Origin of the sequence: Cohnella sp. GbtcB17 (assembly GCF_019091135.1) — a bacterium.
GTDB lineage: Bacteria > Bacillota > Bacilli > Paenibacillales > Paenibacillaceae > Cohnella.
This window is the reverse complement of the sequence record NZ_JAGXJW010000010.1, coordinates 1-17,822: the sequence shown is the minus strand read 5'-3', so window position 1 is coordinate 17,822 and position 17,822 is coordinate 1. Positions and strand designations below refer to the sequence as shown.

Genomic DNA, 17,822 nt, shown 5'->3' with positions numbered 1-17,822 from the left:
ACGGTCATGTCCGAGCCGGTTGTTGCTGTGTGTATTGTTACCTTTAACAGTGATAGATACATCGAAAACTGCTTGGATCACTTGAGCAGGCAAACGTGGCCCGCCGTACGAACCGTAGTCATCGATAATGCATCGGCAGATCGTACAGTGGAGTTGATTCGTTCCCATCCATATTCGGTGAAGTTAATGGTTAACGAACGTAACAATGGCTTTGCCGGGGGGCAAAACCAAGCGATCGCTGCAGCTGAAGATGCGGCGTATATTTTGACACTTAACGCAGATGTGGCGCTTGAGCCCGATTATATATCGCAGCTTGTCAAGGTGCTGGAGGGTTCGCCGTCCATCGGCAGCGCGACAGGATGTCTTCGGTTGTCCGATGCGCCCGATCGAATGGATTCCGGGGGCATAGCTGTAAATTGGGCCAGAAGAGCCTGGGACCGCGGTGCGGGGGAACCCGTGTCGGACTACACTTCGGCTCAAGACGTGTTTGGTGTTTCGGGTGCGGCAGGCTTGTATGCGCGGCGTATGATCGAAGCCATTTCGATCGAAGACCAATTTTTCGATGAGGATTTTTTTGCATATAAAGAAGACGTGGATGTGGCATGGCGCGCTGGACTGCTTGGCTGGCGCTCGCGTTATGAGCCCCTAGCTCAAGCAGTACATGTCCGGCAATGGCAGTCAAGCGCAAGTCGGAAGCGGATGCCGCTCGTCGTTCGAAGACACTCCTATATAAACCGCTATTTAATGTTAATTAAAAATGGACGGATGCAGGGGTTGGAGTGGCTAAAGCTCCCGGCTCATTTTTTTTATGAGGCGGCGCTCACCGTATATTTTTTGATCAAAGATCCTAGAGTGCTTGGCGGTTGGGTGACGATGCGACAGCTTATACCGAATGCATTCCGTAAACGCCGGATTTTGAAGGCAATGGAACGGCAAGCTTCCTCTGGTCTATCGGTCAAGCGGTAACCGCCTTTATTTTCCCCCATACCCATTAACTCATATGCCTCCGGCGAAGCGGACCGGGTCATACTAGACCTGTCAAATTCAATGGAGGTGCATGACGAAATGGCGAACAGACGCAATCGCAAGCTGGTGCCGGAGAGCGCGAAGGCACTGGATGCAATGAAGTACGAGATCGCTTCGGAGCTGGGCGTAGACTTTGGTCAATATGGCGGCGCAGCAGGTGCAGGCGATACGGAATTCGCCGGCGAGCTTGGCGCATTCTCGGCGGGTGGCGGCGGATCGCAATACTTGGGCAACCTTACATCGCGTGAAGCGGGAGCGGTCGGCGGCGGCGTGACGAAAAGACTCATTCAACAGGCGCAACAATCGCTGATTTGACAGCTGGTTAATAACCAGTTGACAAAAAGTCTGATGTGTTCTCCGCTCATTGACACCCCTCGACAATTCCGGTATCATTAATCAGAAGGTCTGTCTAACAACCTTTTCCTACCGGAAAAGGTTCATTTTTTGTGTAGGGGAGGTTGAAGATATTGTCGACGATTAAGGGCCGGCATCTCTTCACGTCCGAATCGGTCACGGAAGGCCATCCGGACAAAATTTGCGATCAAATCTCAGACGCGGTGCTTGATGCATTCCTGGCGGCTGATCCATACGCGCGCGTCGCTTGCGAAGTGTCCGTCGCTACAGGACTTGTGCTTGTTATCGGCGAGATCTCCAGCTCCGCGGACTTCATCGACATCTCGTCGATCGCCCGCAAGACGATCCGCGAGATCGGTTATACCCGCGCTAAATACGGTTTTGACTCCACGACCTGCGCAGTGCTGACGTCGCTCAACGAGCAATCGGCCGATATCGCGCAAGGCGTTAACGCAGCGATCGAGAGCCGCGACGGCAAGGACGTGCTCGTCGAGAACGCCGACATCGGCGCCGGCGACCAAGGCTTGATGTTCGGCTTCGCGACCAATGAGACGCCTGAGCTCATGCCGCTGCCGATCGCGCTGGCGCACCGCCTGTCGCGCCGTCTGTCCGAAGTGCGCAAGAACGAGACGCTCGGTTATCTTCGTCCGGACGGCAAGACGCAAGTCACGATCGAGTACATCGACGGCAAGCCTGTCCGCGTAGATACGATCGTCATCTCTACGCAGCATGCCGAAGAGATCACGCTGGATCAAATCCAAGCTGACATCAAGAAGCATGTCATCTTGCCGGTCGTGCCCGAAGAATGGCTCGACAGCGAGACCAAGTTCTACATCAACCCGACGGGACGGTTCGTCATCGGCGGACCGCAAGGCGATGCAGGACTCACAGGCCGCAAGATCATCGTCGACACGTACGGCGGCTACGCTCGCCATGGCGGCGGCGCGTTCTCCGGCAAGGATCCGACGAAGGTCGACCGCTCGGCTGCTTACGCAGCTCGCTACGTGGCGAAGAACATCGTCGCTGCAGGCCTGGCCGACAAGTGCGAGATCCAGCTCGCTTACGCAATCGGCGTAGCGAATCCTGTCTCCATCAACGTCGATACGTACGGCACGGGCAAGATCGCCGAGGAAAAGCTTGTCGAGCTGATCCGCGAGCACTTCGACCTGCGTCCGGCCGGCATCATCAAGATGCTCGACCTGCGTCGTCCGATCTACAAGCAAACTGCGGCCTACGGCCATTTCGGCCGCACGGATATCGACGTACCTTGGGAGCGTACCGACAAGGTGGAGCTGCTCAAGTCCGGCGCCTGGGCTTAATCTTATTTTTCCGTCATCATTGACCGCCTCTACGGATTCGATCCGGCAGAGGCGGTTTTTGCTTTGGCCCTAAATTTCCCCGACCCCCGAGCCGACATAAAGAATACAGTATGTCCTTAGGATCTGGAGGAATCGCAATTGCAGCGTCTTCAACTTCGACTTCGTTTTCGTCTCATTCCCGTTATTCTACTGTTGACGATCCTTTCTCAATCGTTTGTCGCATTCGGCGCTGCCGCAGCGAGCGGCGGTCCAGCGGTAGTAACGCTGCAGCCGGCGGACAACAATCCGGTCGTGCCGGCCAATGCGCAGCTCTCCGTCATGTTCGACGAGGCGATCTCGAGAGGCACAGCCGGCACTGTACTGATCAAAGAGGTGGCGTCGAACAACACCGTCGGCAGCTACGACATGGCGACGGACACGACACGTCTTTCGATCGGTCCGAACAATCAGCTGAATATCTCGCCCGCCCCCGGCGCCCTTCAAGCGGGCTTGGACTATTACGTGCAGATCACGCCCGGCGCGCTCATCGGGAGCAGCGGTTATTTCAGCGGCATTACGGATGCGACCGCCTGGAACTTCCATGTCGTAGCTGCCGACACGACGCCGCCTGCAGTCAGTACGTTCGCACCGTCGTCAGGCGGAACGATGCCGGCGACGGGCGCGCTTACGATTGCTTTTAACGAGCCCGTTCAAGCCGCATCCGGCAGCATCCAGATCGTGCGAAGGGATACGCAGGACGCGCAGGTCGTTTCCGTGCTGTCTTCCGCCGTCACCGGATCGGGGACGAACGTCATTCGCGTGCAGCCTTCGACGCGACTGGCGGCCAGCACGCAGTATGACGTGCTCATCGACAACGGCGCATTCGTCGACGCCGTCGGCAACAAATATGAAGGCATCTCCGGTCCGTACATATGGTCCTTTTCGACTACGGCTTCTGCCGTGGCCGCGCCTAAGTTTATTTACCCGCAAGGCGGTGGCACCGGCGTGAGCGGCGACGCGCCGATTACACTTCAGCTTCAATTCCAGACAGGGATGAAGGCGGGAGTCGCAGGGAATATTACCGTTAAAAAAATAGCGAATAATGAAACGGTCGAGACGATCGCCGCGACTTCGGGGCGTCTTGTCTTTAACGGCGCGAACGTTAGCATTCCTCTGGCGAACGCGCTCACGCGCAACACCTCTTATTATGTGTTGATCGATCCCGGCGCGCTGCTGACGACCGGCGGCGAAGCCTATGAAGGCATCGTCGATCCGGCCGGCTGGAGCTTTTCGACGCAGGCTTTTGCCGATACGACTCGCCCGACGGTCGCTTCCTTTGCCCCGGCTTCCGGCGCTTCGACGACCGATATCGCGGGCAGCCTGAGCATTCAGTTCAGCGAGCCGGTTGTTCCCGGTTCGGGCAACGTCGTCATTCGCAATGCCGATACGAATGCGGTGTTTTGTTCGATACCGGTGACATCGACTTCAATTGCCGGAGGCGGCACGACCACGATCGCCATTAAACCATGCGCTTCCTTCTCGCCGAACGTCAGCTACGCTGTGCAGATTGGTACGATGGCCTTCGCGGATCTTTCTGGCAACTATTTCGCGGGCATCAGCACTTCCGATCTGACCACCTGGCGTTTCCGCGTGGCTTCGGATACGACGCCGCCAGAACTGATTTCCACAGACCCGGCTCCGCTGCTCAATAGCGTACGCGCCAACGCAGTCCTCCGGATGACCTTTAGCGAGCCGGTCAGGCTGGCATCCTCCTCAGTCACCGCAAGCGCGATTCTGGCGAGAGACACATCAGTCAAGATTCCGCTCGCTCTTGCGATCGACGGCGCGGATCCCCGGATCGTCACGTTGACGCCGGAGACGCCTTTCGCAGTAGCCTCCGGATATGTCGTCAACGTGCCCGCGAATGCGATCGCCGACTTGGCGGGCAATGCCTATCCCGGCATTTTGAACGACTATCGCTGGACGTTTCAGACGATCGGTACGGATACCACCGCACCGGGGCTGGCCAGCGCATCAATGGACGGGGCGGCCGTCGTACTGCTGACTTACGGGGAAGCGTTGGACGAGTCGTCGATCCCGTACGCGTCCAATTATTATGTCACCGTGAACGATGTTCCACGCCAAGTTAATTCGATATTGGTAAAAGGCACGCAGGTGCGGTTGACGCTGCAATCGGGCGTGGCCGTCGGCCAGACGGTAAAAGTGTCCTATACGCTCGGCGCTGTGACGCTGAAGGACTTGTCCGGCAATGCCGCGGCAGCCTTCAATGCCACGAATGTCGCGAACACGGCCGACACGACGCTGCCGCGCCCTTCAAGCGGCACGGTGTCCGGCAACGTGGTGACGCTGACCTTCAACAAGACGCTCGCTTCGGTGTCTTCGTCCGCTGCAAGCCAGTTCACCGTGAAGGTCAACGGAGCTGCACAGAGTGTGTCCTCAATCTCCTCGAGCGGCGCGAACGTGACGATCGGGCTGTACAGCACAATTTCGGGCAGTCAATCCGTGTCGGTGAGTTATTCGCCGGGCAGTTACAAGCTGACGGATTTGTCGGGGAACGACGCGGCGGGATTCACAGATTTCTATGTGCAAAACGCGAACGATACGACCCCGCCGGTGTTGTCCGGCGTATCGGTGCTCGGCACATCGGTCGTACTGTCGTACAACGAGGGACTATTATCCTCCTCCGTGCCGCCCAAGTCTAGCTTCTCTGTGCTGGTCGGCGGATCAGCAGCAGAGATCACGGGCGTAGCGCTCAGCAACAATACGGTCACGCTGACCTTGTTTTCCGCCGTCATCCCGAATCAGACCGTGACCGTCACTTACATTCCGGGGGCTAATCCGATCAAGGACTTGGCGGGCAACCAGGCATCGCTGTTCACCGGCTATTCGGTAACTGCGAGCTCAACGGCTGCAGCTTCGTTATCAAGCATCTCGATAGACGGCACGAAGCTAACGCTTCAATATTCGGGCGCGCTTAACTCGTCGATCATTCCTTACGTAGCTCAATATACGGTGAAAAACGCGGACGGCGGTCTGTTCGGCATCAGCAACATCGCCGTCAGCGGTTCGCAGGTCGTGTTAACTCTGACGGCGCCTGCCGCTGCCGGCAAAGCCGTTACCGTGAGCTACTCGCCCGCAGGCAATGCCCTCAAGGACGCTTCGGGTCAAGCGGTAGCGGCCTTTGCCGACAGGGCGGCTACCAATCAGACGTCCGCAGCCGCCGGACTGCCGGAGTACCTGTCGCTAGACGGCGCGGGAGGCCTGCTGCTAAGCCAGACGGCAGCGTCGAAGATCTCGGGCACGACGCCATCCGGCAAGACAACAGGGCGCTACAATCTGGACAGGGATAAAGTCACGATGGCCTTCACGGCACTGGGCACGGCGCTTAACGCGGGCACCGTCACCGCACCGCGGGTTACATTCAGCGTGCCGCAGAGCGAACCCGGCGCGATCCTCGCCATCCCGGTTATGGCGCTTGCCGGCGCGGTATCGCAAAATTCTTCGGCCGTACTCAGGCTCGACTATGGGGACCTTTTATTCAGCTTGCCGCTCAAGGCCGTCAACTTCAGCAAGGAAGTCCAGGCGAGCGGCGGCGATATGACCAGCGCCTATCTGCTGCTCAAGATCGAAAAGCTGTCGAATACCTCGCTTGCATCGGCCTTGAATGCTAGAGGCGTTCAATTAAATTCGCCGGCAGCCGATTTTACGGCGTCCATCGAGGTTAACGGATCCGAGCGGGCGATCGACGAATACAGCACGTACGTGACGCGGTCGTTCCTGCTGCCGGCGACGAGCGCGAGCGCAGCCGACGCGGCGGTAGTCCGGCTGGACGCCGAATCCGGCGAGATTGTGTATGTGCCAACCAAGGCGATAGTCAGCGGGTCGACGCTGCGCGTTGACTTCATGCGCAAGAGCAACAGCGTCTATGCCGTCGTCGCGAAGCCCCTCATGTTGTTCAGTGATATGACGAAGCATTGGGCTGGACCGGAAGTCGGGGCGCTCGCCTCCAAGTTTATCGTCAAGGGAAGCACGAATTCGGCCTTTGCGCCCGAACGCAAGATTACGCGTGCCGAGTTTGCGGAATTTATCGTGCGGGGGCTGGGGTTGAACGGCAGCTCGTCTTCGGCGGCCAAATTCTCCGATGTAGGCAGCGGCGGAGCCGCTGCCGCCTATATCGGCGCTGCGGCAAAGGCGAATATCGTCCAGGGCGGTACGGACGGGCGGTTCCGGCCGAGTGCGACGATTACGCGCGAGGAGATGGCGACGATGATGCTTCGCGCGATGTCTTACGTTGGCGTCATGCCGACCGTGACGGGCGCCGAGATCAATGCGTATAAAGACCGTACGAGCGTCAGCAGCTGGGCGAAGGATGCCGTCGTAGCGGCTGTTAAGACGGGGCTGATCAAAGGCGTTACCACAACACAGCTGAAGCCGAAGGACAACGCGACTCGCGCACAAGCGGCGCTTATCGTGAAGCGGTTCCTCGAATATGTAGAATTGATGTAAAATAGACGGGGGCGCGCAGGCGCTCCTGTTACATTTTTATCGAAAGGGGGTACAGGTTGATGATAGATATACATTCACATATCTTACCATCGCTAGACGACGGCGCGCAGGACTGGAGGGATGCATTGGATCTCGCGCGGGCGGCCGAGGCGGAAGGGATCGGGACGATCATCGCGACACCGCACCACGCGAACGGCGTATATACGAACGAGGCTCGGGACGTCAGGTCGGCAGTCGAAGCGATGAATGAGCGGTTGTCTGCAGAAGGGATCGCGCTGAAGGTAGAGGCGGGACAAGAAATCCGCATTCACGACGATCTGCTGGAGGCATGGACGAGAGGCGAGCTGCTGACACTCGCCGGTTCGCGGTATGTGCTGATCGAGCTGCCTTCCTCCCGGGTTCCCCGGAGCACCTTAGATCTGTTGCATGAGCTCCGGATTATGAATCTCTCGCCGATCATCGCCCATCCCGAGCGCAACGCCGAAATTGCCGGCCAGCCCGATCGTCTCGCCGAGCTCGTCGCTGCTGGGGCCTACAGCCAGGTGACGACGTATTCGCTGCTCGGCGGCTTCGGCAAACGGATCGAGCAGGTATCCTGGCAGCTCTGCCGGCAAGGCTTGATCCACATTGTGTCCTCCGATGCGCACCATGTGTCTAAACGCGGATTTTTGCTAGAGGAGAGTTACCGAGAGGTGAATCGGCGTCTCGGCGACAAGTTTGAGCTTTTTTTTAGGAACAATGCGGAGGCTGTATTGTATAATGGACAGATAGAGTCGCATCCTCCGACTCCCCAATCTGAGAGTATCTGGGGGAAGTTCTTAAATATTCTCAAGAAAAGTTGACCAGCCTAGTGAGTATTCGGTAGAATACTTGTTAAGGCACGTAATTTTTAACACTATTAAAACAAAGAAATGGTAGAGGTGAGATTCTTGGTAATGAAGAAGAAAGTAATTGCCGGTACGATTGCGGCCAGCTTGACGTTCACGGCTCTGGCCGGACTGCCGCTCAGCAACAAGGGACTTGCTGAGAAGCTGGGTGTCAGCGTTGCTTATGCAGCTGCTGCGGACAGCTCCAGCTACGCAGAGTTCGCGGCTAAGATTAAGGCTCAACTTTCGGTTAACCATGCTGTATACGCGCAAAGCGTTGCAGACGCAGTTTATCCGGACGGCAAAGGGAGCAGCGTTGCTAGCGTTACATATACGACGTATGCAGGGGCTAGCGCATTCACCGTGTCGGATTCGGTATACTCGATCGGCAATCCGGTCGTCGGCAAGCTGAACCTCGGCGGCGAGACTGATACTGAGCGTGCGGCTGTAGACAAGCTGTTGGCTGCTTATATCAAATTCATGTTCGATCAAGACGCGGATGCGTTCGACGAAGCCAGCACCAGCGTAGCTGGCGCAGTATACGCCGGGACAGGCTTCTATCCTTCGGATATCAACGCATTTCTGTTTGACTCGGTGAACAGTGTCCAACAGGTTGTCTACACTACGCTTAACGGAAAATCCCCGTCTTATCTGGCAGGATTGACTGGTCCGTCCAACACTGAGGCGGTTAAGAGCTTTATTTCCGAAGTGTTTAGTCAAGCACTCTCGACCAATGCTACTTTGTTCAGCACTTATCTGAAGAATCAAACTGTTAATGGCGACGATTTCGCGAACGTGTTCTCGAATTTCCGTTCCGCTATTACCAAGGGTGGTTCTGACGCAGACGTATTCGATAAAGCGGTAGCTGAGCTGCTTGCAGCATACATCGACGTGAGAAATGTTAAAGGGACGGAGCCTATCTTCACCGGTGGCGGTCCCGCAATCGTCACCGATCCTTCCGTCGCACAACTGGTTCAAGAGCTTGCTGCTCTGAAGAGCAAGATTGCAGCTGCTACGGGAGAAGAGAAGGAAAAGCTGATCGCTCAAGCTATCAGCAAAGCGAACGAGGCCGTTACTAAGCTGCTCACGCTTGATCTCTCTTCGAAGGTTCAGAACGTCAATGGCAAGGCAACTCTGACGTTGACCGCTGCAGATGTCACCAAGCTGATCACAGCTGTTGCCGACGCGAAGAAAGCACTGGCTGACGCTGTCGGTTCCGCTGACGGCCTGGACATCGGCGACATCACGATCAACCTTGGCGCGATCACGCAATCCGGCGCCTCCGTCACGCTTCCGCAAGAACTGTGGACGCTGGCTTCTGATGTTAAGGCTGACGGCGTTGCCATCAAGGTCGGCGAGCTGAGTGCGACGCTGCCGGTAGGCACCTTCACTGAAGCTGTGACCCTCGGCATTACGATCGAGACCGGCGATGCTGCATCGTCCGTTACTTCGGGCGTATACGGCAAGTCAGTAGCATCTGACGTATACGGATTCGATCTGCAAGTCGGCGGCAAGGCTGTCGAGCAGTTCAACAAGCCGATCAAGCTGCGTCTGCCGCTGAAGAACCTGACCGGCCTCGACAAGGAGTTGCTCACTACGGGCCGCGTTGAAGCCGACGGCAAGATCTCTACCCAAGGCGGTACGATCGATGGCGACTTCATCGTAGAGCCGCGCTACAGCTTCTCGAAGTACTTCGTATTCGAGAACAAGGTGACGTTTAACGATATCGCCAAGGTCCAAGCTTGGGCTGGTCGCCAGATCCAAGTCGTAGCGGCTAAGGGCGCGATCGAAGGCAAGTCTGCAGGCGTCTTTGCACCGCAGGACAAGATCACGCGTGCCGAGTTCGCCAAGATCCTGATCACGGCGCTCAACCTTGACAATACGCTGGCGACTTCGTCCAAGTTCTCCGACGTACCGTCTTCGCACTGGGCTGCGCCGTACATCGCTGTAGCTGTCGATCAAGGCATCATCAACGGCAAGTCGCCGTCGACGTTTGCTCCGAATGCGACGATCACCCGCGCCGAGATGGCTACGATGATCGCACGTGCACTGAAGGCTACTCAAGGTCTGAAGGACATTGACAACGCCGAAGCTGCACTGTCCGTGTTCAAGGACGCTAACAAGATCGGCTCCGCGTTCCGCTCGAGCGTAGCTTGGGCAGCGGCCAGCGACATCATCATTGGTTCGAACGGCAAGTTCCTGCCGAACGACAATGCGACTCGTGCCGAAGCTGCCGTTATCATCTACCGTGCGCTGAACTTCAAGCCGCAAGCTCCGAAGGCCTAATCAATCGCCATTCATCTTTCTTATCACCATGATTCGACATAATGACATCCTCCTCTCGGTTTTTGAGGGGAGGATGTTGTCTATGATCAGACATTGGTGGCGAATTATGGTATTATATAAGAGTACCTGCAGCTTGGGACTTATACTTTGGAGGGAATTCAAGTGACAAACGAGTTGGACCTGAGAGACTACTTCCGGATCGTTCGGAAGCGGTTGTGGTGGATCGTCGGGGTCGTTCTGATCGTGACAGTCGCCGCGGGTCTGTATAGTATTTATGTGAAGGATCCGATCTATCAAGCTTCCACGAAGATTATCGTCAACCAAACTTCCACTCAAGCGATCGCGAACCAAACCCAATTGAATAGCGATATGGTAAACACAAATATAAAGATGATCGATACCTACAAGGAAATCATTAAGACGCCCGCGATCTTAGACAAAGTCGTTGCCAATTACCCGCAGTTGCAGTTAACCTCCGAACAGCTGTCCGCCAAAATTAAAGTAAGCTCGGTAAACAACACGCAAGTTATGACGGTTGGCGTGACGGATCTCTCTTATCAAAAAGCGGCAGAAATTGCGAATGCCGTATCGGAAATTTTCCGGCAGGAGATTCCCAATATCTTTAATGTCGAGAACGTATCCATTCTCAACAAGGCCAAACTGGAACCCGCTCAGGCTCCCAGCCCCATCTCACCTAATATCCCTCTTAATATTGCCATTGCCTTTATCGTTTCTCTTATGCTGTCCGTAGGCGTCGCGTTCTTGTTGGAATATTTGGATGACAGTATTAAGACAGAGTCCGATGTCGAGCGATTCTTAGAGTTGCCGGTACTGGCTTCGATTTCTAGAGTGAACTTCGACGAGCACCATGCAGGCGCTTCCGGACGGCCTACCCAAGTCAAAAGTACGGGAGAATTGAATCATGTCTCAGCAGGCAAGTAGCAAACGCCCGCTTATTACATTGACGAATGCCAAATCGCCAGTGTCGGAGTCCTATCGTTCCCTCCGAACCAGCATTGACTTCTCATCCGTTGATGAGCGTATGCAGGTCATCGCAGTGACATCGGCGGGGCCAGGCGAAGGGAAGTCTACCACAATCGGGAATTTGGCCATCACATATGCGCAATCAGATCGCCGGACGTTGCTAATCGATGCGGATCTTCGCAAGCCGACGGAGCACCATACCTTTAACCTGTCGAACCGCCGGGGGCTCTCATCGGTATTGTCCCAGCAGTCGGAGGTTGACGAGGTTATCCAAAACACGGATGTTGAGAATCTATTCGTCATTTCCTCGGGACCGATCCCGCCCAATCCGGCTGAGATGCTGGCTTCCAAGCGGATGAGTGCGTTGATCGATCATCTTCGAGGGCAATTCGATATCATACTGATCGATACTCCTCCACTTTTGGCTGTAACGGATGCCCAAGTGCTCGCCACCAAGTGCGATGGATATATTCTGGTGCTTGATCAAGGGAAAGTAAAAAAAGACATTGCGATAAAGGCGAAGTCGAACCTGGAGAAGGTAGGCGCGCGTATCCTCGGCGTTGTCCTTAACAATATCAAGCGTAAGAAGAGCGAAGGATATTACTATTATTATTACGGGGAAAATAAATAAAGAAATCAAGGCGGAGGCTTTAGTAAATGACAGTCAAGAAAAAAATGGCAGTCTTGTTTCTCGTAGACCTGGTCATTATTTGGTTCAGTATATGCAGCGCCTATTTTTTTCGATTCGAGGGCCCTGCGCCTGAACAATATGCGAACCAAATGTTCTTGTACTGCGTCATTTCTTCCGTCTTGTGCGGAGCGAGCATGGCATACTTCGGCATGTATCGCAAAATGTGGCGGTATGCCAGCATCTCCGAGATGTTTTCCATGAGTGTCGCCGTCTGCATCGGTTGGGCGCTGTCATATGCCGCGACGACGATCGTCTCGGATATCCGTGTACCGATGTCCATCGCTGTGCGCACGCTTGAGACAAGCCTGCTGCTCGTAGGGGGCATTCGTGTGATCTGGCGTGTAATCCGACTTCGGCAGGGCAAAGGCGCCGACCAACGGATTCCCACGTTAATATATGGTGCGGGAGACTGTGGGGCGCTCATAGCCCGAGAGTTTAAAAGCCAGGCGATGTCGGATCACAAGCTTATCGGCTTCGTGGACGACGCAAGGGATAAGCACAATCTAACGATGCATGGGTTGCCCGTCCTGGGTGGCCGAATGGATCTGTCAACTTTAGTCGAAGTATTCAAGATCAAGGAGATCATTATCGCCATTCCGTCCGTGCCGCGTTCTCAAATCTCCGAGATTATCAACTTGTGCATGGCATGCGGCGTCAAGATCAAGATCATCCCAGGCATCAATGACCTGATTAAGGGCAAGATCTCGGTGAATGCCATACGCAATGTGGACGTCGAGGATCTCTTAGGCCGCGATCCGGTCAACACGGATCTCCAAGGGATCGCAGATTATGTACACAATAAAGTCGTGTTAATCACAGGGGCAGGCGGATCCATAGGATCAGAGCTGTGCCGCCAGGTCGCGTCCTTTGCGCCGGACAAGCTGTTGCTCTTGGGACACGGCGAGAATAGTATTTACACCATTGAGATGGAATTGAAACATAAGTTTCCCGGCATGCATTTCGAGCCGATTATCGCGGACGTTCAAGATCGCAGGCGGATTGAGGAAGTGTTCGATGCCTACCGCCCGCAAGTCGTTTTCCACGCGGCAGCTCACAAGCATGTCCCCCTGATGGAGAAGAATCCGGCGGAAGCCGTTAAAAATAACGTGTTCGGCACGCAAAATGTTGCAGACTGCGCAGACAAATACGGCACAGAACGCTTCGTGCTTATCTCCTCCGACAAAGCGGTCAACCCCACCAGCGTCATGGGGGCGACCAAACGCATCGCGGAGATGTATGTGCAGAGCCTTAATGCGTCATCTCGTACCCGGTTTGCGTCGGTTCGTTTCGGCAATGTCCTCGGTAGCCGAGGCAGTGTCATCCCGGCCTTCAAGGCTCAGATCGCTCGCGGCGGTCCTGTCACCGTCACCGACCCGCAAATGGTCCGCTACTTCATGACGATACCCGAGGCTGTGCAGCTCGTCATCCAGGCTGGCGCCCTCTCTCAAGGTAGCGAGATCTTTATTCTCGATATGGGCGAGCCGGTCCGGATTCTCAAGTTGGCAGAGGATCTCATTCGTCTCTCTGGGTATGAACCCTATATCGACATCCCGATTCACTTCACTGGGATCCGTGAAGGTGAGAAGCTGTTTGAGGAGCTGCTCACGGCCGAAGAGGGCGCGACAAAGACGCAGCATGAGCGGATTTATATTGGGAAACCGGAAGTGATATTGCGGGATGACTTGAATCGAGAGCTAAACAAGCTGAATCGCGTTCTAACAGGCGGATCGGATGATGTAAAGGAAGCCATCGAGCAACTGGTTCCCCTTTATGAGCAAGTCTCGTAACCCCACTTCAAGTATATCTTATTAGCAAGAAAGGAAGCAGGGAATATGAAAGAAAGAATCTATCTTTCCTCGCCCCATATGAGCGATGAAGGTTACGAGATGCAATATATCCAAGAAGCCTTTGCGACAAATTGGATCGCTCCATTAGGAGAAAACGTCGATGCGTTTGAATGCGAGGTCGCTGATAAGGTAGGTGTTAAATCGGCTGCTGCGCTGTCGTCCGGCACTGCCGCGATTCACTTGGCCCTTAAGGCTGCCGGCGTTGGAGAGGGTGATATCGTTTTTTGCCCGACCTTAACGTTCTCGGCGACGGCCAACCCAATCATTTATCAGAACGCAACGCCGGTCTTTATCGATAGCGATTATAAGACATGGAATATGTGCCCCGAAGCGTTAGAAAAGGCATTTCAAAAATATCCACATGCCAAGGCCGTTCTGGTCGTCCATTTGTATGGTTTGTCGGCAGACATGGACAGAATCATGGAAATCTGTCGACGACATGGAGCTGTCGTTATTGAAGATGCTGCTGAATCTCTAGGTACATATTACAAGGGAAGACACACCGGATCAATTGGCGACTATGGCATCTTCTCCTTTAATGGAAATAAGATCATTACCACCTCCGGTGGGGGGATGCTGGTATCGGATAACGAGGAAAGAATCGCTAAGGCTAGATTTTGGGCCACTCAAAGTAGAGATCAGGCGAGGCATTATCAGCATAGCGAACTCGGATACAATTATCGAATGAGCAATGTTGTGGCCGGGATTGGCAGAGGACAGCTCAAAGTGTTGGAACAGAGGGTCGCAAAGAAAACGAATATTTATAAGTTCTACAAGAGAGAGTTGGAAGAACTCGAAAATATGACGTTCATGCCAAGCAACGACTGGGATCAACCGAATTATTGGTTAAGTTCGGTGATCTTACAAGGTGAAGTGCGTCCGGCAGATGTCATGGAAGTACTGTCACGAGAAAATATTGAATCTCGGCCTGTATGGAAGCCGATGCATTTGCAGCCATTCTTTGATAAGTACGATTATATCGGATCAAATGTGGCGGAGTGGTTGTTCGAGAATGGCGTTTGTTTACCTTCCGATACAAAGATGACGAATGAGGATCTTAATAGGGTTGTAGGGGTCATCAAAGGATTGTGGAATAGATGATTTATCTTCGTTATATTAAGAGATCGATGGACCTCTTGCTGTCCATTCTCGCATTATTTTTCTTTAGTCCATTATTTTTGCTCTTGGCAGTTCTTGTGAGACTGAAGCTGGGCAGTCCTGTTATTTTTAAGCAACAGCGGCCAGGTCGGAATGGTAATATCTTTACCATGTATAAGTTCAGGTCAATGACCGATAAGAAAGATGAAAACGGCCAGCTGCTTTCTGATGAATTGAGGCTTACGAGATTTGGGAGATTGCTCAGGTCAACTTCTCTTGATGAACTGCCAGAGCTAATTAATATATTAAAAGGGAATATGTCATTTGTAGGCCCTAGGCCTTTATTGGTGCAGTATCTATCCCTGTATAACGCCCATCAAAGAAGGCGTCATGAGGTTAGACCGGGTCTTACTGGGCTTGCGCAGATTAGCGGAAGAAATTCGATTGGATGGGAAGAAAAGTTTAATCTTGATATTGAATATGTGGATAATGTTCGTTTCGTTGGCGATTTGAAAATCATCTTCCTAACGATTAAAAAGGTTTTTATTAGAGAGGGAATAAATACAGAGACAGGCGCTACAGTTGAACCTTTTAAAGCAACTCCAAAGGAAGACATGAGCCTATGAAAAGTAAACTTCTTATCATCGGTGCAAGTGGTCACGGAAAAGTTGTTGCAGACATTGCATTGAAAATGAATGAATGGAATGATGTTGTTTTCCTAGACGATGATGAAAGTATTAAATCATCAATGGGATTAGAGGTAATTGGCAGATCCAATGAGACGCAGAAGTATGCAGAAAACTATGATGTCATTGTAGGCATTGGGAATAATATTGCTAGAGAAAAGATTCAAAACCGGCTTGAAAATGAGGGCATCAGCATGCCTGTATTAATACATCCTCATGCTGTAATAGGAGAGCAAGTAGAGTTATCAGAAGGATCAATTGTAATGGCAGGGGCAGTGATAAACTGCTGCACAAAAATCGGAAAAGGCTGCATTATCAATACGGGAGCAACGATTGATCATGATAACTTAATCGGTGATTTCGTTCATATATCGCCCGGCGCTCATTTGGCAGGTACGGTGAACATAGGCAGGGGCAGTTGGTTGGGAATTGGAAGTGTTGTTGTTAACAACATTAATATAACAAGTTATTGCACAATCGGCGCTGGAGCCGTAGTTATCAATGATCTAACCGAAGCTGGTACATACGTTGGGGTTCCGGCGAGGAGAGTGTAAAGCGTGAATATACTTTTTCTTACGTTATTGGACTTTGAGTCAATTGAAGAGAGAGGGATATACACTGATTTATTGAGAGAGTTTGTGAAAGATAATCATAAGGTATTTATAGTCTCTCCAACAGAAAAAAGAAAGAAACAACCTACGAGGTTAATCGACAATGGAAATAGTAAAATTCTGAAATTACAGATAGGCAATATTCAAAAAACAAATATACTCGTAAAGGGAGTTTCTACTCTCTTACTGGAATCGAAATTTCTAACAGGCGTGAGAGAGTATTATGATGTTAAATTTGACTTAGTGTTATATTCAACACCACCTATAACCTTGCAGAGAGTGGTTGAATATATAAAGAAAAAAAATAATGCTAAAGCATATTTACTATTAAAAGACATTTTTCCTCAGAACGCCGTAGATCTCGGTATGATGAAAAAGAAGGGAATACAAAGTATTCTTTATCGTTATTTTAGAGCTAAAGAAAAAAAACTATATCAATCGTCGGATTACATTGGTTGTATGTCGCAAGCAAATGTAGAGTATGTAGTAAAACATAATAATGGACTGTTGCCCAGCGTCGTGGAGATTTGCCCGAACAGTATAGAACCTATGCGAGTCTTAATAGACGATCAGAAGATCGATGATGTTAAAAAAAAGTACAACATACCGAACAATAAGACTATTTTTATATATGGCGGAAATCTTGGTAAACCACAAGGCGTGGACTTCCTCTTAAAGTGTATAGAACTTAATAAGGCTAATCAGCAAGTGCATTTTGTTATTGTAGGCGCAGGGACTGAGTTCAGCAAGATCAAAACGTACTTTAAACAAGAGCAACCCCCAAACGCTCAATTGTTTCAGCAGCTGCCAAAGGAAGATTATGATGCTTTAGCAAGTTTGTGTGATGTTGGGCTCATTTTTTTAGATAAAAGATTCACAATCCCCAATTTTCCTTCAAGAATTTTATCCTATATGCAAGCATCAATTCCAGTTCTGGCAGCAACCGACCGTCATAGTGATATTAGGAAAGTAGTTGAAGATGGGGGATTCGGATTCTGGTGTGAGCATGGCGATATTAATGGATTCAATCACTATGTAGAATGTTTGAGCGATGATCAATTAAGAAAAGAAATGGGAATGAAATCAAGGGCGTATTTAGAAAATCATTATACTGCCAAGCACTCTTATGAAATTATAATGAGTCACTTTAAAAAAGAGAGGTAAAATCGATATGTTCAGTGACAAAACGTTATTAATTACTGGCGGAACCGGCTCCTTCGGAAATGCGGTGATGAAAAGATTCCTGGAGACTAATATAAAGGAAATACGCATTTTTTCCCGTGATGAAAAGAAACAAGACGATATGCGGAAGTTATATCGGAATGATAAGCTTAAATTTTACATTGGAGATGTAAGGGATCTGGCAAGCGTGAAGAATGCTATGCATGGCGTGGATTATATTTTTCATGCCGCTGCCTTGAAGCAAGTTCCGTCTTGTGAATTTTTCCCGTTAGAAGCCGTTAAGACAAATGTAATGGGGACTGACAATGTAATAACCGGTGCTATTGATAGTGGAGTACAAAAAGTAATTTGTTTATCTACAGATAA

At 52.0% G+C, this 17,822-nt stretch carries 14 protein-coding genes; all 14 read left to right on the top strand.

Annotated elements, in window-relative coordinates; genetic code table 11:
* Positions 1–6: 6 nt before the first annotated feature.
* Complete coding sequence (locus tag KVT38_RS07290) at positions 7–966, top strand: glycosyltransferase family 2 protein (RefSeq protein WP_217593033.1); 960 nt, start codon at positions 7–9, stop codon at positions 964–966.
* A gap of 99 nt (positions 967–1,065) precedes the next feature.
* Positions 1,066–1,341, top strand: a complete 276-nt coding sequence (locus tag KVT38_RS07285; protein WP_217593032.1) for an alpha/beta-type small acid-soluble spore protein — start codon at positions 1,066–1,068, stop codon at positions 1,339–1,341.
* Positions 1,342–1,493: 152 nt separating this feature from the next.
* A complete protein-coding gene (gene metK, locus KVT38_RS07280; protein WP_217593031.1) occupies positions 1,494–2,699 on the top strand; it encodes a methionine adenosyltransferase in 1,206 nt (401 codons plus the stop codon).
* Positions 2,700–2,837: 138 nt separating this feature from the next.
* Positions 2,838–7,205, top strand: coding sequence for an Ig-like domain-containing protein (locus KVT38_RS07275; protein ID WP_217593030.1), 4,368 nt, complete (start codon positions 2,838–2,840; stop codon positions 7,203–7,205).
* Positions 7,206–7,264: 59 nt separating this feature from the next.
* Positions 7,265–8,047, top strand: coding sequence for a tyrosine-protein phosphatase (locus tag KVT38_RS07270; protein WP_254639062.1), 783 nt, complete (start codon positions 7,265–7,267; stop codon positions 8,045–8,047).
* A gap of 93 nt (positions 8,048–8,140) precedes the next feature.
* Entirely contained in the window at positions 8,141–10,357 is a 2,217-nt protein-coding gene (locus tag KVT38_RS07265; RefSeq protein ID WP_217593028.1) for an S-layer homology domain-containing protein, read from the top strand.
* Positions 10,358–10,519: 162 nt separating this feature from the next.
* The gene (locus tag KVT38_RS07260; protein ID WP_217593027.1) at positions 10,520–11,299 is read left to right on the top strand and encodes a YveK family protein; all 780 of its coding nucleotides are present in this window, start codon (positions 10,520–10,522) and stop codon (positions 11,297–11,299) included.
* A complete protein-coding gene (locus KVT38_RS07255; RefSeq protein WP_217593026.1) occupies positions 11,280–11,972 on the top strand; it encodes a CpsD/CapB family tyrosine-protein kinase in 693 nt (230 codons plus the stop codon). The genes KVT38_RS07260 and KVT38_RS07255 overlap by 20 nt, the downstream gene beginning before the upstream one ends.
* 26 nt (positions 11,973–11,998) lie before the next feature.
* Positions 11,999–13,819: a polysaccharide biosynthesis protein gene (locus KVT38_RS07250; RefSeq protein WP_217593025.1), complete on the top strand. Its 1,821-nt coding sequence runs from the start codon at positions 11,999–12,001 to the stop codon at positions 13,817–13,819.
* A 45-nt stretch (positions 13,820–13,864) separates the two neighbouring features.
* Positions 13,865–14,980, top strand: a complete 1,116-nt coding sequence (locus tag KVT38_RS07245) for a DegT/DnrJ/EryC1/StrS family aminotransferase (protein ID WP_217593024.1) — start codon at positions 13,865–13,867, stop codon at positions 14,978–14,980.
* Positions 14,977–15,603 carry a sugar transferase gene (locus tag KVT38_RS07240; RefSeq protein ID WP_306795294.1) on the top strand — a complete coding sequence of 209 codons (627 nt, stop codon included), beginning with the start codon at positions 14,977–14,979 and terminating at the stop codon, positions 15,601–15,603. The genes KVT38_RS07245 and KVT38_RS07240 overlap by 4 nt, the downstream gene beginning before the upstream one ends.
* Entirely contained in the window at positions 15,600–16,217 is a 618-nt protein-coding gene (locus tag KVT38_RS07235; protein WP_217593023.1) for an acetyltransferase, read from the top strand. Before KVT38_RS07240 ends, KVT38_RS07235 begins: the two co-directional genes overlap by 4 nt.
* Positions 16,218–16,220: 3 nt before the next feature.
* The gene (locus KVT38_RS07230) at positions 16,221–17,438 is read left to right on the top strand and encodes a glycosyltransferase family 4 protein (RefSeq protein ID WP_217593022.1); all 1,218 of its coding nucleotides are present in this window, start codon (positions 16,221–16,223) and stop codon (positions 17,436–17,438) included.
* A gap of 7 nt (positions 17,439–17,445) precedes the next feature.
* The coding region (locus KVT38_RS07225; RefSeq protein WP_217593021.1) for a polysaccharide biosynthesis protein at positions 17,446–17,822 on the top strand (377 nt) is incomplete at its 3' end.

Bases quoted from the DNA above. Each gene is read 5' to 3' on its own strand.
- KVT38_RS07250 (WP_217593025.1), top strand. From the start codon at position 11,999: ATGACAGTCAAGAAAAAAATGGCAGTCTTGTTTCTCGTAGACCTGGTC.
- KVT38_RS07290 (WP_217593033.1), top strand. From the start codon at position 7: ATGTCCGAGCCGGTTGTTGCTGTGTGTATTGTTACCTTTAACAGTGAT.
- KVT38_RS07285 (WP_217593032.1), top strand. From the start codon at position 1,066: ATGGCGAACAGACGCAATCGCAAGCTGGTGCCGGAGAGCGCGAAGGCA.
- KVT38_RS07245 (WP_217593024.1), top strand. From the start codon at position 13,865: ATGAAAGAAAGAATCTATCTTTCCTCGCCCCATATGAGCGATGAAGGT.
- KVT38_RS07265 (WP_217593028.1), top strand. From the start codon at position 8,141: ATGAAGAAGAAAGTAATTGCCGGTACGATTGCGGCCAGCTTGACGTTC.
- KVT38_RS07240 (WP_306795294.1), top strand. From the start codon at position 14,977: ATGATTTATCTTCGTTATATTAAGAGATCGATGGACCTCTTGCTGTCC.
- KVT38_RS07235 (WP_217593023.1), top strand. From the start codon at position 15,600: ATGAAAAGTAAACTTCTTATCATCGGTGCAAGTGGTCACGGAAAAGTT.
- KVT38_RS07270 (WP_254639062.1), top strand. From the start codon at position 7,265: ATGATAGATATACATTCACATATCTTACCATCGCTAGACGACGGCGCG.
- KVT38_RS07255 (WP_217593026.1), top strand. From the start codon at position 11,280: ATGTCTCAGCAGGCAAGTAGCAAACGCCCGCTTATTACATTGACGAAT.